Origin of the sequence: Nocardiopsis tropica (assembly GCF_042660575.1) — a bacterium.
Classification (GTDB): Bacteria; Actinomycetota; Actinomycetes; order Streptosporangiales; family Streptosporangiaceae; genus Nocardiopsis; species Nocardiopsis tropica.
Map to the genome: position 1 here is coordinate 51474 of NZ_JBHSUF010000004.1, position 13234 is coordinate 64707.

13 protein-coding genes are annotated in these 13234 nt (G+C 75.1%); 5 read left to right on the forward strand and 8 right to left on the reverse strand.

The window, feature by feature from the left end:
• Positions 1-52: 52 nt before the first annotated feature.
• Positions 53-628 carry a GTP-binding protein gene (locus tag ACFQBR_RS07800; protein ID WP_267950376.1) on the forward strand — a complete coding sequence of 192 codons (576 nt, stop codon included), beginning with the start codon at positions 53-55 and terminating at the stop codon, positions 626-628.
• A gap of 214 nt (positions 629-842) precedes the next feature.
• Here ACFQBR_RS07800 and ACFQBR_RS07805 read toward each other — a convergent pair whose 3' ends face one another.
• The 3 genes from ACFQBR_RS07805 to ACFQBR_RS07815 are packed head-to-tail and all read right to left on the reverse strand — an operon-like array spanning position 843 to position 3800.
• Positions 843-1658 (reverse strand): ABC transporter ATP-binding protein, encoded by an 816-nt coding sequence (locus ACFQBR_RS07805; protein ID WP_267949929.1) that lies wholly within the window; start codon positions 1656-1658, stop codon positions 843-845.
• 19 nt (positions 1659-1677) lie between these two features.
• Positions 1678-2769 (reverse strand): FecCD family ABC transporter permease, encoded by a 1092-nt coding sequence (locus ACFQBR_RS07810; RefSeq protein WP_344180519.1) that lies wholly within the window; start codon positions 2767-2769, stop codon positions 1678-1680.
• On the reverse strand, positions 2766-3800 hold the full coding sequence (locus tag ACFQBR_RS07815) for a FecCD family ABC transporter permease (RefSeq protein WP_344180521.1): 1035 nt from the start codon (positions 3798-3800) through the stop codon (positions 2766-2768). The genes ACFQBR_RS07810 and ACFQBR_RS07815 overlap by 4 nt, the downstream gene beginning before the upstream one ends.
• A gap of 141 nt (positions 3801-3941) precedes the next feature.
• Between ACFQBR_RS07815 and ACFQBR_RS07820 the strand changes: the two genes are divergently transcribed.
• A complete protein-coding gene (locus ACFQBR_RS07820; RefSeq protein WP_344180523.1) occupies positions 3942-4949 on the forward strand; it encodes an ABC transporter substrate-binding protein in 1008 nt (335 codons plus the stop codon).
• Between the two features lie 24 nt (positions 4950-4973).
• Here the strand turns inward: ACFQBR_RS07820 and ACFQBR_RS07825 are convergent, their stop codons facing one another.
• The 5 genes from ACFQBR_RS07825 to ACFQBR_RS07845 all read right to left on the reverse strand — a co-directional run bounded on the left by ACFQBR_RS07825 (position 4974) and on the right by ACFQBR_RS07845 (position 9398).
• Positions 4974-5270 (reverse strand): LysR substrate-binding domain-containing protein, encoded by a 297-nt coding sequence (locus ACFQBR_RS07825; protein ID WP_344180544.1) that lies wholly within the window; start codon positions 5268-5270, stop codon positions 4974-4976.
• Between the two features lie 34 nt (positions 5271-5304).
• Entirely contained in the window at positions 5305-6072 is a 768-nt protein-coding gene (locus tag ACFQBR_RS07830; protein WP_344180525.1) for a sulfite exporter TauE/SafE family protein, read from the reverse strand.
• Positions 6073-6290: 218 nt separating this feature from the next.
• Entirely contained in the window at positions 6291-6923 is a 633-nt protein-coding gene (locus ACFQBR_RS07835) for an alpha/beta hydrolase (protein ID WP_344180527.1), read from the reverse strand.
• Positions 6920-7870 (reverse strand): ring-cleaving dioxygenase, encoded by a 951-nt coding sequence (locus ACFQBR_RS07840; RefSeq protein WP_344180529.1) that lies wholly within the window; start codon positions 7868-7870, stop codon positions 6920-6922. The genes ACFQBR_RS07835 and ACFQBR_RS07840 overlap by 4 nt, the downstream gene beginning before the upstream one ends.
• Positions 7871-8120: 250 nt before the next feature.
• Positions 8121-9398 (reverse strand): MFS transporter, encoded by a 1278-nt coding sequence (locus tag ACFQBR_RS07845; protein WP_344180531.1) that lies wholly within the window; start codon positions 9396-9398, stop codon positions 8121-8123.
• 177 nt (positions 9399-9575) lie between these two features.
• On the opposite strand from ACFQBR_RS07845, the gene ACFQBR_RS07850 reads away from it, so the two are divergent.
• From ACFQBR_RS07850 to ACFQBR_RS07860, 3 genes are all read left to right on the forward strand, one after another.
• The gene (locus tag ACFQBR_RS07850) at positions 9576-10460 is read left to right on the forward strand and encodes a LysR family transcriptional regulator (RefSeq protein WP_267950375.1); all 885 of its coding nucleotides are present in this window, start codon (positions 9576-9578) and stop codon (positions 10458-10460) included.
• Positions 10461-10523: 63 nt separating this feature from the next.
• On the forward strand, positions 10524-11303 hold the full coding sequence (locus ACFQBR_RS07855) for an SDR family oxidoreductase (RefSeq protein WP_344180532.1): 780 nt from the start codon (positions 10524-10526) through the stop codon (positions 11301-11303).
• 153 nt (positions 11304-11456) lie between these two features.
• Positions 11457-13229 (forward strand): sensor histidine kinase, encoded by a 1773-nt coding sequence (locus ACFQBR_RS07860; RefSeq protein WP_344180534.1) that lies wholly within the window; start codon positions 11457-11459, stop codon positions 13227-13229.
• Positions 13230-13234: the final 5 nt, after the last annotated feature.

The following is a 13234-nucleotide window of genomic DNA, read 5'->3' on the forward strand; positions in this document are numbered from 1 at the left end:
TGGAACGGATGGGCCTGAGAGGCCGGATGGGGTGGATGGGGCGTTGGTCGTGATGGAGGCCGAGGGGGCAGGGCCTGTCCCCGACACCCTGAAGATCGTGGTGGCCGGGGGTTTCGGGGCCGGCAAGACCACCTTGGTGTCGGCGTTGAGCGAGGTGGAGGCGCTGCACACCGAGGAGGTCATGACCTCCGAGAGCGTGGGAGTGGACGACCTGGAGGGCGTGGAGGGCAAGACCACGACGACGGTGGCGCTCGACTTCGGACGCATCACCTTGGACGAGTCGACGGTGGTGTACCTGTTCGGGACCCCCGGGCAGCGCCGGTTCTCGTTCATGTGGGAGGAGCTGGTCGAGGGCGCTCTGGGCGCTGTGGTGCTGGCCGACACGCGCCGGCTGGCGGACTCCTTCGACGCGATCGACTTCTTCGAGTCGCGCGGGGTGCCGTTCGTGGTGGCGGTGAACTGCTTCGACGGGCACCGCACGCACCGGGCCGACGACGTGCGGGTGGCGTTGGACCTGGAGGAGCGTGTGCCGTTGCTGCTGTGCGACGCGCGGGACCGGGAGTCGGTCAAGGAGGTGGTGGTGGAGCTGGTGTCGCTGGTGCTGCGGTTGGAGCTGTCGGGGGCCTGAAGGCGGCCCGGCTCGGGCCGTGACGGGCGCGCCGGCCGGGCGTGCCTGCGGCCCGGGCGCGCGCGAGGGGCTGCCGGCAGCCTCCCGGGAGGGCCGTCCGCCGTACGGGCCCCGGGGTGGCAGGTGCACGCGGACGTGGTCATCGGCTCGACCCCGGGCCCCGCCGTGGGGGAGGCCCCGGCCTCCCCCACGGGCCCGCCCCGGGCGGGCGCCGCTACCGGGCCGCGCCCCGGCGGTCCACGGGCACGATCATCGGCGTGCCGGTCTCGGGGTCGGGGATGATCCGCACCGGGAGCCCGAACACCTCCTCCACGAGCTCGGCGGTGACCACCTTCGCCGGGTCGCCCTCGGCGACGATGGCGCCCTCCTTCATCACGATCAGGTGGCTCGCGTAGCGGCACGCGTGGTTGAGGTCGTGCAGGACGGCCACCAGCGTGTAGCCGCGCTCGGCGTGCAGGTCGGCGCACAGGTCGAGCATGTCCATCTGGTGGGCGATGTCCAGGTAGGTGGTGGGCTCGTCCAGCAGCAGCAGCGGGGTCTGCTGGGCCAGGACCATCGCCAGCCACACGCGCTGGCGCTGCCCCCCGGAGAGCTCGTCCACCGACCGGTCGGCCAGAGCGGTGACGCCGGTGGCGTCCATGGCCTCGGCCACCACCGCCTCGTCCTGGGCCGACCACTGGCGCAGGAACCCCTGGTGCGGGAACCTGCCCCGGGCCACCAGGTCGGCGACCCCGATGCCGTCGGGGGCGATGGAGGTCTGCGGGAGCAGCCCCAGCCGGCGCGCGACCTCCTTGGCCGGGTAGGAGCCGATGACCTGCCCGTCCAGGTGGACGTGCCCGTGCGCGGGCTTGAGCGTGCGCGACAGGGCCCGCAGCAGGGTGGACTTGCCGCACGCGTTGGGGCCCACGATCACCGTGAAGGAGTTGTCGGGGATCGACACGGCCAGGTTCTGGGAGATGACGCGCTGCTCGTAGGCGAGGGTGAGGTCCCGGCCGTTGAGGCGGGAACCGGTGTCGGCTGGAGTGGTCATCGTTCTCTCTCGGTCTCGCTCAGGCACGTCCGCCGCGCCATTCGGTGTACAGCAGCCAGATCAGGTAGCTCCCGCCGATGACGGCGGTGACCACGCCCACGGGAAGCTGGGTGGGGGCCAGGGCGCGCAGCGCCACCAGGTCCGCGACCGCCAGCAGGGCCGCTCCCGTGAGCGCGGAGCCCACCAGGGTGGTCCCGCCGGCGCGGGTCAGGCGCCGGGCGATCTGGGGCGCGGCCAGGGCCACGAAGCCGATGGGGCCCGCCACCGCGATGGCGGCGCCGGTCAGCGCGCTGGCGGCCGCCAGGGCCCAGATCTGGGTGGAGCGGATGGGCACCCCGAGACCCTGGGCCGTGTCGTCGCCCAGCTCCATGAAGCGCAGCCGCTGCCCCAGGGACAGGAGCACGGGGGCCAGGACCGCCAGGGAGATCCACACGGCGGCGACCTCGGCCCAGCCTCGCGAGTTGAGGCTGCCGATCATCCAGATCTGGGCGCCCAGGGCGTCGGTGAGCTCGGCGCGGGTCAACAGGTAGTCGCGGACCGACCCGAGCATCGCGGACACGCCGATGCCCACCAGGACCAGCCGGTACCCCTGCACGCCGTTCTTCATGGCCAGGAGGTAGACGATCGCGGCGGTGAGCAGCCCCCCGGCGATGGCCCCCAGGGACACCGCCAGACGGCCGGCGCCCAGGACCAGGATGACCAGGACGGCGCCGGTGGCGGCCCCGGACGTGAAGCCGATGATGTCGGGGCTGCCCAGGGCGTTGCGCGACAGGCTCTGGAAGACCGCGCCCGCGATGCCCAGGGCCGCGCCCACGCCGATCGCGGTCAGCGCGCGGGGCAGGCGCACGCCCTGGACGAAGAAGACGTCGAGGCGTTCGCCGTAGCCCAGGATCGCGCCGGGCACGGCCGCCAGGGAGATCTCGTAGTCCCCCACCGTGACCGTCACGGCCAGCGCGAGGACGCCGACCAGGACCAGGGCCAGGCACACGGCCACGGTGCGCGGGCGCACCAGCAGGGAGAGCCGTTCGCCGAACAGGCGCACGGCCAGGGCGCCGCGCGGGGTGGCGCGGCCGGTCGGGGTGGGGCGCGGCGGCGCCAGGGTCTTGCTCACAGCTGGGCCATCCTTCTGCTGCGGACCAGGGCGATGAACAGGGGCGCCCCGACGAAAGCGGTGATGATGCCGACCTCCAGTTCGGAGTGGGGCAGGACGACGCGGCCGACCACGTCCGCCGCGGTGAGCAGGATCGCGCCCAGGACGGCGGCGTAGGGCAGCAGCCACCGCTGGTCGGGGCCGGTGATCATGCGCGCGGCGTGGGGGATGATCAGGCCCACGAACCAGATGGGCCCCGCCGAGGCGGTGGCCGCCCCGCACAGCAGGACCACGGCCAGGGCCGTGGCTGCGCGGATCAGGGGGATCCTGGCGCCGAGGGTGGCCGCGAGGTCGTCGCCCAGGGCGACCGCGTTGAGGGAGGGGCCCAGGCACAGGGTCAGGACCACCCCGGCGACGAGGAAGGGGGCCACCTGCCAGAAGACGTCGAGGTCGCGTCCGGCGAGGGAGCCCACCTGCCAGAAGCGGATCCGGTCGAAGACGAAGTCGTTGAGGACGATCACCCCGTAGACGATCCCCTGGAGCACGACCGCGACCGCGGTGCCGGCCAGTGCCAGGCGGACCGGGGTGGCGCTGGCGCGCCCGCGCGATCCCAGGGCGTAGACGGCCACGGCCGCCACGGCGGCGCCGATGAACGCGGGCCACACGAACGCCGACCCTCCGGCGCCGAACGCGAAGACGGCGATGACGACGGCGGCGGCGGCCCCGGAGTTGATGCCCAGGAGGCCGGGTTCGGCGAGGGGGTTGCGGGTCAGGGCCTGCATGAGGGCGCCGGCCAGGCCCAGCGCGGCGCCGACGAAGATGCCGATGACCGTGCGGGGCACGCGCAGGCTGCGGATGACGTCGTGGTCGTAGCTGCCGTCGTAGGCGGCCAGGGCGGCCCAGACGTCGGCGACGGGGATGGGTTTGGCTCCGACGGTGACGCTGAGCAGGGCGCACACGGCGAGGACGCCGAGGGCCAGGAGCAGACCCGTGGGTCGAAGGACACGCCTGGTGAGGGTGGGGCGCGTGAGGGTGGGCGCGCGCAGGGCCACGGCTTCCCCGTTCGTTGTGGCGTGGGTGGTGGGTGGGGCCGCCCTGTCGGGCGCGGCCCGGCGGGGCGTGGTTCGCGGAACCGAAAAGCCCAGGGGACAGGTTAGCCTTACCTTCATCCTGTTCGCACGGAAGGGCCCCTCATGGTTTCGCTCCCGCGCACCGCACGCACCCTGGTCACAGTAGCCGCCCTGGGCTCGCTCCTGGCCTGCGGGTGCTCCCCGCAGCCCCCCGCGCCGGAGGAACCGGAGGGCGGGACCCGCACCGTGGAGGCGGCCAACGGGTCCGTGGAGATCCCCGCCACACCGCGCAGGATCGCCGTGCTGTGGCGCCCCACGCTGGCGGCGGTCACCCTTCTGGGCCACGACGTGGTCGCGACCATGGGCACGCCCGGCGGGGAGGACCAGGGGCTGGCGCCGTTCCTGCCCGGGGGCGCGGACGGCGGCGGGCACGCCCTGGTGACCAACTCCCCCTCCGAGGAGGACGTCGACGTCGAGGAGCTCGCCAACGCCGCACCGGACCTGATCATCGGCGTCAGCACCCCGGTGGGCGCGCAGGCGGGCATGCTGGAGAGCCTGGAGGCGATCGCGCCGACGGTGCTGCTGGAGTGGGAGGGCACCGGGTCCTGGCGCGGGCACCTGGACGAGGTGGCCGGGGTCCTGGACGCCTCGGAGGAGGCGGGGCGGGCCCTGGAGGCGTACGAGGAGGCGGTGGCCTCCGCCCGCGGGGAGATCGAGGCGGCCGGCGTGGACCCCGCCGCGACCGAGCTGTCGCTGGTGCGGTTGCAGAGCGGGAGCGAGATACGCCTGGAGACGGCGGAGTCCTTTCCCGGGCAGGTCGTGGACGACCTGGGGTTCGCCCGCCCGGAGGGGCAGCTGGAGGGCGAGGGCCCGACCGACTACATCGCGCAGAGCTACGAGAACCTGGACCGGGCGGACGGGGACGCCGTCTTCGTCATGGCCGGGTCCGGGTACCCCGACGCGCCGCGGACCTTCTCCGAGGGGGTGTGGTCGAACCTGGACGCCGTGCGCGAGGAGGCCGTGTACCGGGTGGACCACGACCACTGGGGCGCGGCCAACCACTACGCGGCGCTGCGGATCGTGGAGGACGTCAGGGCGGCCCTGACCGGGGAGGCCGAGCCCGCCCTGTGAGGCCGCCGCCCCGGCGCGGAGGGCTCAGCCGGTCCCGGGGGACATCTCCCGGGCGGCCCGGAGCAGGGCCTCCAGGCCCCGTGCGACGGCGGGCCGGCCGCCGCTGCCCCGGCGCACGCAGGCGACCAGGCGCCGCGAGGGCGCCGGCGCCCCCGCCAGGGGGAGGCGCCTGACCGCGTGCTCGGGCGGGACGGGCGCCAGGCGGGGCAGCAGGCACACGCCGAAGCCGCGGGCGACCAGGGCCGTGACGGCCACCCATTCCTTGGCGTGGTGGGCCACGCGGGGCGAGAACCCGGCGGCCGAGCAGGCCGCGTGCAGCAGGTGGTACCGGTCGACGCGCTCGGCGCAGGACGCCCTAGGCGAGGAGGTCCCAGGCCATGCGCAGGAGCAGGGCCAGGACGACGACGAGCAGGACCGCGCGCACGAACCCGGAGCCGCGCCGCAGCGCCATCCGCGCGCCGATCTGGGCGCCGATGATGGTGCAGACGGCCAGGCTCAGCCCCAGGAGCCAGTCGACGTGGCCGCCGAAGGCGAACACGGTGAGCGCGCCGAGGTTGGTGCACACGTTGACGATCTTGGCCGAGGCGGAGGCGGAGACGAAGTCCATGCCGACGACGGCGGTGAAGGCGATGATGAGGAAGACGCCGGTGCCGGGGCCGATGAGGCCGTCGTAGAGGCTGACGCCGACCCCGGCCAGTGCGGTGACGGCCAGCAGCCGGTTGCGTGTGCGCAGGCGCGGGTCGGGGGTGGCTCCCATGGCGGGGCGGAAGTAGACCAGCAGGGCGACCCCGGCCAGGACGACCATGATGACGGGTTTGAGGACCTCGGCGGTGAGGGCGGCGGCCATGGCGGCGCCGACCCCGGACCCGAGGAGGGCGAGCGCGGCGGTGGGCAGGACGACGCGGCGGTCGACGGCGACCTTGCGGGAGTAGGCGATGGCGGCGGAGACGGTGCCGAAGACGGCGCCGAGCTTGTTGGTGCCCAGCAGGGTGGCCAGGGGGGTGGTGGGCGCGGCGACGAGGAGGGCGGGCAGCAGGAGGAGGCCGCCTCCCCCGACGACGGCGTCCACCCAGCCGGCGGCGACGGCGACCCCCATGACCAGGGCGAGGATCTCGGGGTCCATCTACCGCACGCGTTCGGGGAGAGAGGTGATCATGGGTTCTTTTCAATGAGGAAGAGCGGGAACCCGGTGAGTTTATCCAGCCCGTACCGGTGCATTCGGGGCGGTCGACTACCGTAAACCCCTTACACGAGCCCGTCCTTTACTACGTAGATTCGTAGTGGGGGAAAGGGGCGGCGGCGCCCGGGATCAGGGGGCGCCGCCGCGGTCTGCTGTCCCGGTCAGAACCGGGAGCGGTCGAACCAGTCGCGGGCCTGCGCCAGCACGTCCGGGTCCAGCCGGTGTCCCCCCGGGTGCTCGCGCGCCTCCACGTCCGCTCCCCTGTCGCCGAGCTGGGCGGCCAGCAGCCGCGCCTGGTCGGGGGTCGTGACGGGGTCGGCCGCCCCGGACCCCAGGAACACCCGGACCCCGGACAGGTCCACCGGGTCGGGTTCGCGCCCCTGGAGGGGAGCCCCCGCCGCGAACAGGGCGGCCCCGCCGAGCAGGCGGGGGTGGAGCAGCAGCAGCGCCGCACCGGTGTTGGCCCCGTTGGAGAACCCGCTGACCACGATCCGGTCGGGGTCCAGGCCGTAGTCCCGGGCCGCGGCGGTGACGAACCCCGCCAGCTCGGCGCTGCGCGCGACCACGTCGTCGACGTCGAAGACGCCCTCGCGCAGGCGGCGGAACCAGCGGTTCATGCCGTTCTCGCTCACACGGCCGCGGGGTGAGAGCAGGGCCGCGCCGGGCGAGAGGGCCCGGCCCAGCGGCAGCAGGTCGCGTTCGTCGGCGCCGGTGCCGTGGAGCAGCAGGAGCGTGGGCGCTCCCGGCCGGGTGGCGGGCTCGAAGACGTGGACGAAGTCCTGGGTCGCCGTCACCGGGGGACCTCCAGCGCGGGCAGGCGGCGGGCGATCTCTTCGCGGCCGGGCTCCAGCCACGGCGGGAGCCTCAGCTCCCGGCCCAGTGCGAGCAGCGGCTCGTCGTAGTCGAAGCCGGGGCCGTCGGTGGCGATCTCCAGCAGGACCCCACCCGGCTCGCGGAAGTAGATGGAGGTGAAGTAGGTGCGGTCGCGGATCTCGGTGACGCCCACGCCGTCGTTCTCCAGGGTCCGGCGCCAGGCCTCCTGGACGTCGCCGTCGGGGGCGCGGTAGGCGACGTGGTGGACGGTGCCGGCCGCGACCAGGCCGCGCTCCGCTCCGGGGGCGGCCAGGACGTCGACGATGGTGCCCACCCCGTCGCCGGAGCCGCCGGTGCGGAAGCGGAGCCGGTCGCCGTCCTCGCCCTCCAGCCGGAAGCCGAGCTGCCCGCTCAGCATCTCCACGGTGCCCTCGACGTCCTGTTCGGTGAGGGTGACCGCGCGGATGCCCCGGACGGCGTGCTCGGGGGGCACCGCTCCCCCGTCCCAGGGGTCGGTGTCGTGGGCGTCGGCACTGGCGGCGAGCTCGATGGCGAGGCCGTCGGGGTCGCGCAGCACGAGCACGTCCTCCTCGCCCCTCTCGGCGGGCCGGGTGGCGTCCACGCCCAGGGAGGCCAGGTGCTCCGCCCACCATCCCAGGGAGCCCTCGGGCACGGAGAGGGTCGTGGTGGTGGCCTGGCCCGCGCCGATCCTGCCCCGGGGCGCGTCGGGCCAGGGGAAGAAGGTCATGATCGTGCCGGGGTTGCCCGCGCGGTCGCCGTAGTAGAGGTGGTAGGTCTCGGGCGCGTCGAAGTTGACCGTGCGCTTGACCAGCCGCATGCCGAGGGCGTTGAGGTAGAAGTCCGCGTTGGCCTGCGGATCGCTGGCGATCGCGGTCACGTGGTGGATTCCCGTGGGGCGCACGTCCATGTCGTCACCTTCCGTCGAAGTCGCCGGTGTGTCTTCGGACCAAGGTAGTTGAATTTTAAACTAACCCGGCCGATGCGTCTCCCCCACCCTCCCCCGGCGGGGCGCCCCCGACGCCCAGGGACACGGGGCGGGCGCCTCCGCGGACCGGCGCCCGGACACGCCGGACAGCCCGGGGCGCGCACGCGGGCGGTGCAGCGCGGACCGGTCCCGCCACCGGGGCGGGGCGGGCGAGCAGGGGGGCGCCGCGGCCTCAGGCCGCGGGGGGCAGGCGGCGCAGCCGCAGCCCCACCAGGGCCGCCGCCGCGCACAGCCCCGCCGCGAAGGCCACGGCGCCTCCCCAGCCCACCGCGTCGTAGACCAGACCGCCGCACCACCCGAACAGGCTGGAGCCGAGGTAGTAGGCGAGCGTGTACAGGGCCATGGCCTGGGCGCGGCCGGTGACCGCGCGGGCCCCCACCCAGGCCGAGGCGGTGGCGTGGGCGCAGAAGAAGGCGAACGTCAGCACCAGCAGGGCGGCCATGAGGCCGGCCAGCGCGGTGGTGAGCAGGCCGCCCAGGCCCGCGGCCATCAGCGCCGTGGCGGCGATGAGGACGGGGTAGCCGCCCCAGCGCCCGGAGAGGTGCCCGGCGACCGCCGAGCCGAGCATCCCTGCGGTGTAGGACAGGAAGAGCAGGGACGCCGCGGACTGGGAGAGCCCGAAGGGCTCGCCCATGAGACGGAAGCCGAGCAGGTTGTACACGGTCATGAACGCGCCCATGAGCAGCAGGGCCTGGGCGTAGAGGGCGGGCAGGCCGCGCGTGGTGAGCGCGGCGGCCAGGCGCCGCCCCATCCCCGGGCCCCCGGGGGCCTTCGCGCCGCCCGGGCCGTCCCCCCGCGCCCCTTCCCCCGGGCGCCCGGAGGGGGGCGCGGCCCCGGCCGCGCGCCGCGGGCGCGGCAGGACCAGCACGAAGACGACCAGGCACACCAGTCCCAGGAGGGTGTTCGCCGCGATCCCCCACTGCCAGCCGCCCAGGTCGGCGGCGAACCCGGCGAGCAGGCGCCCGCCCATCCCGCCGAGGGGGTTGCCCGCGATGTACAGCCCGGTGGCGCGCGCGGCGTCGGCCGGGTGGACCTCCTCGGACAGGTAGGCGACGGCCGCGGCGGGGACCCCGCCCAGGGCCGCGCCCTGGAGCGCGCGCAGGGCGAGCAGGACCCAGAGATCGCCCGCCAGGGGCGTCACACAGCCCAGGAGGGTGGTCAGGGCCAGGGACACGGCGATGACGCGGGCCCGGCCGAACCGGTCGGCGGCGCCGCTCCACACCAGTGTGAACCCGGCCAGTCCCCCGGTGGCCACGGAGACCGTGAGCGCGGCCTGGGACGCGGTGGAGCCGAAGCCGTCGGCGATGGCGGGCAGGACCGGCTGGACCGACCACAGCTGGGCGAAGGTGGCCACGGCGACGGCCACCATGGCGGCGACCGTGCGCCGGTAGGCGGCCGTGCCCGCGCGGAGGCGGGCGTCGTGGTCGGGCGGGGACGTGGTCGCGGTCATGGGTCCACGCTAGGAACCACGGTTTCATACGTCCAATGCATGGTTTGTCCCTGACTCATACTGGAATGCATGGAACATACGGAGGGGTCGGAGCGGGCGGGGCGGCACGGGCGCGCGGACGGGGCCCGGGAGCCGGACGCGGACGCGCTCGCCCGGGTGCTGGCGCCCCGGCTGAGGATGGTGGCGGCGGTCGCCGGGACCGAGCACGTCACCCTGGCGGCCGAGACGCTGGGGGTGCCCCAGCCGACGCTGAGCCGGGCCCTGGCACGGGCCCAGGAGGAGCTGGGGATCGCCCTGGTGGAGCGGACCGGCCGGGGGGTGCGGCTGACCCGCGCCGGCCGGATCCTGCTCCCGCACGTGGAACGCGCCCTGGACGACCTGCGCAGGGGGATGGCGGAGCTGACCGGCGCCGAGGAGGGGCGGGTGGCGCTGACGTTCCTGCCCACGCTGGGGGTGGAGGTGGTGCCGGTGCTGCTGCGGGGGTTTCGCGCCGAGCACCCGGGGGTGCGGTTCTCGCTGACCCAGGAGCCGTGGGCGGAGTCGCTGAGCCGCGTGTCCTCGGGCGGGGCCGACCTCGCCCTGACCTCCCCGCTGCCCTCGGGCAGGGGGCTGGCGTCCGCGGTGCTGCACACGCAGTCGCTGCGGCTGGTGGTGCCCGAGGGGCACGCCCTGGCGCGGTCCCCGCGGGGGGTGGCAGCGGTGGCGGCGGCCGAGGAGGAGTTCGTCCTGCTCAAACCGGGCCGGGGCGTGCGCCACCTGACCGACCGGCTGCTCGACCGGGCGGGGTTCACCCCCCGGGTCGCGTTCGAGGCCGACGACATCTCGACCGCGCGCGGCCTGGTGGCGGCGGGCCTGGGGGTGTCGGTGCTCCCCGCCCGCCCGCGCGGGCCGCTGGCCGGGACGGTGGAGCTGCCGGTCCTGGGCGGTGGCGCGGACCGGCCGATCGGGGTGGTCTGGCCGCGCGAGGGCTCGGGCGGCGGGTACGAGCCCCCGGCCGTGGCCCTGTTCCGCGACTACGTGCGGCGGGTGGGGCCGCGCATCATCCCCGGCCTGACGGGCTGAGCCGCCGCACCGGGGCCCGGCAATTCCGTTGCCCCGCCGCACACGCCGCGCCACGATGGCCGCATGACCTTCTCACCGCCCTCCTCCCCCGCCCGGCCGGTCGCCCTCGTCACCGGGGTGGGCCGCACCGTCGGCATCGGCTCGGCGATCGCCCGCCGCCTGGCGTCCTCGGGCTGGGACGTGGCCTTCACCCACTGGACCCCCTACGACGCGCGCATGGACTGGGGTGTGGAGGCCGGCGCGGCCCGGGCCACCCTGGACGCACTGGCCGAGCGCGGCGCGGCGGCCCACTCCGTGGAGGCCGACCTGGCCGACCCGGCCTCCCCCGCCCGGATCTTCGACGAGGCCGAGGAGCGCCTGGGCCCCGTCACCGCGCTGGTGATGGCCCACTGCGAGTCGGTCGACTCGGGTCTGCTGGACACCACCGTGGAGTCCTTCGACCGCCACTTCGCGGTCAACGCGCGCGCCACCTGGCAGCTGGTCCGCGAGTTCGGGCTCCGCTTCGGCGGGGCGCACGGGACGGGGCGGATCGTCGCCCTGACCAGCGACCACACGGTCGGCAACCTGCCCTACGGGGCGAGCAAGGGCGCCCTGGACCGGATCGTCCTGGCCTGCGCACGCGAACTCGCCCACCTGGGGGTGACCGCCAACGCCGTCAACCCCGGCCCCGTCGACACCGGCTGGATGTCGCGGGAGACGCGGGAGGAGTGCGCGAACCACACCCCCCTGGGACGGCTCGGCACCCCCGAGGACACCGCCGACCTGGTGGACTTCCTGTGCTCCCCCCGGGGGGTGTGGGTCAACGGCCAGCTCCTGCACAGCGACGGCGGCATCTCCGCCTGAGCACGCCGGGCGTCCGCCGAGGGGGCGGCGGGCCCGGCCCCTCCCCGCCGGGTCCGGGGGGCCGGCCCGGTGGGGAGAGGCCGACCGCGCCCGTGCGGAACCTGCCCCTAGACTCGGGGGCGAGCCCCTCGACAGCTGCCGGAAAGAACCTCCATGAGCCAGACGGACGGCGTCCGCACCGCCCACCACGGGCAGGACCGTCTGTCCCTCCCCCAGGTCCGGCTCGACGACCTCCTGGACGAGGTCCGGTCGCGGCTGAGCGAGATCTCCGCCGGCCAGGAGCGCATCCACACGCTCCTGGAGGCGGTGGTCTCCATCGGGGAGGGACTCGAACTCGACCCCCTGCTGGTGCGCATCACCGAGACGGCCGCCAGCCTGGTGGACGCGCGCTACGGCGCCCTGGGCGTGATCGGCCCCGACGGGGAGATGAGCCGCTTCATCCCCGTGGGCCTGGGACCGGACGAGATCGCGGGCATCGCGCACTGGCCCAAGGGCGAGGGCGTGCTGGGCCTGCTCATCAAGGACCCGCGCCCCCTGCGCCTGCGCGAGGTGCGCGACCACCCCGAGTCGCGCGGGTTCCCGGCCGGGCACCCGCCCATGCACACCTTCCTCGGCGTTCCCATCAGCATCCGCGACCAGGTGTTCGGCAACCTGTACATGACGGACAAGCGCGACGGCGCGGAGTTCACCGGGGACGACGAGCTCCTGCTGCGCGCCCTGGCCACCGCGGCGGGAACCGCCATCGAGAACGCCCAGCTCTTCGCCCAGACGCAGAGCCGGGAGACCTGGTTGGACGCCTCGGGCCAGATCACCACCCGGCTGCTGTCCGGCGCCCCTCCCGAGGAGGTGCTGCGCCTGGTCGCGCGCCGCGCCCGGGGGATGGTCGACGCCGACCTCGCGGTCATCGCCATGCCGGGCGAGGAGCCCGACACCCTCACCGTGCGGGTGTGGGACGGGCCCGACAAGCACAGCGGGGCCGTGGCCGCCGGTGCGCGGGGGGCCACGCTCACGTGTGCGCCCCACACCCTGCTGGGACGCGTCTACCGCAGCGGTGAGCCCGTCCAGACCGACGTGTCGGCCTCGGACGGGGACGGGGCGGGCTTCCTGACCCGGCTGGGGGTGGGGCCCGTGCTGGTGCTGCCGTTCGGTCCCCCGGACGGGGCGCGGGGCGTGCTCGTGCTCGCCCGGGGCCGGGACGGCGGGGATTTCCAGGACAGCTGGCTGAGCATGCTGTCGCCGTTCGCCGACCAGGCGGCGGTCGCGCTGGAGCTGGCCGAGGCCCGGCTGGACTCCGAGCGCCTGAGCGTGCTGGAGGACCGCGACCGCATCGCGCGCGACCTGCACGACACGGTCATCCAGCGCCTGTACGCCACCGCCATCACGCTGATGGGCACCGTGCGCCGCATCGACGACACCGTGTCCTCCCAGCGGGTGCAGAACGCGGTCGACGACCTGGACGACACCATCCGCCAGATCCGCTCCACGATCTTCGCGCTCCAGAGCTCGGGCGAGGAGGGCCCCTGGCTGCGGTCGCGGGTGCTGGACCTGGTCAACTCCGCCTCGGAGACGCTGGGGTTCGCGCCCCGCCTGCTCACGCAGGGGCCGATCGACAACGCGGTGGACGAGGCGGTCGGGGAGCACCTGGTGGCGGTGCTGCGCGAGCTGCTGTCCAACGCGGCCCGCCACGCTCGGGCCACCGCCGTGGACGTGGAGCTGTCCGTGGGCGAGGAGCTGGTCCTGCGGGTGAGCGACGACGGCCGGGGCATCACCGGGGGCGTCTCGCGCAGCGGGCTGCGCAACGCGGCCTCCCGGGCCGAGGAGCTGGGCGGCCGCCTGTCGGTGACCTCCGGTCCGGGCGGGGGAGCGTGCGTCGAGTGGTCGGTGCCGCTCCGCCGCACCGGCGGGGCCGGGGAGGTGCGCGGGTGAGGCCC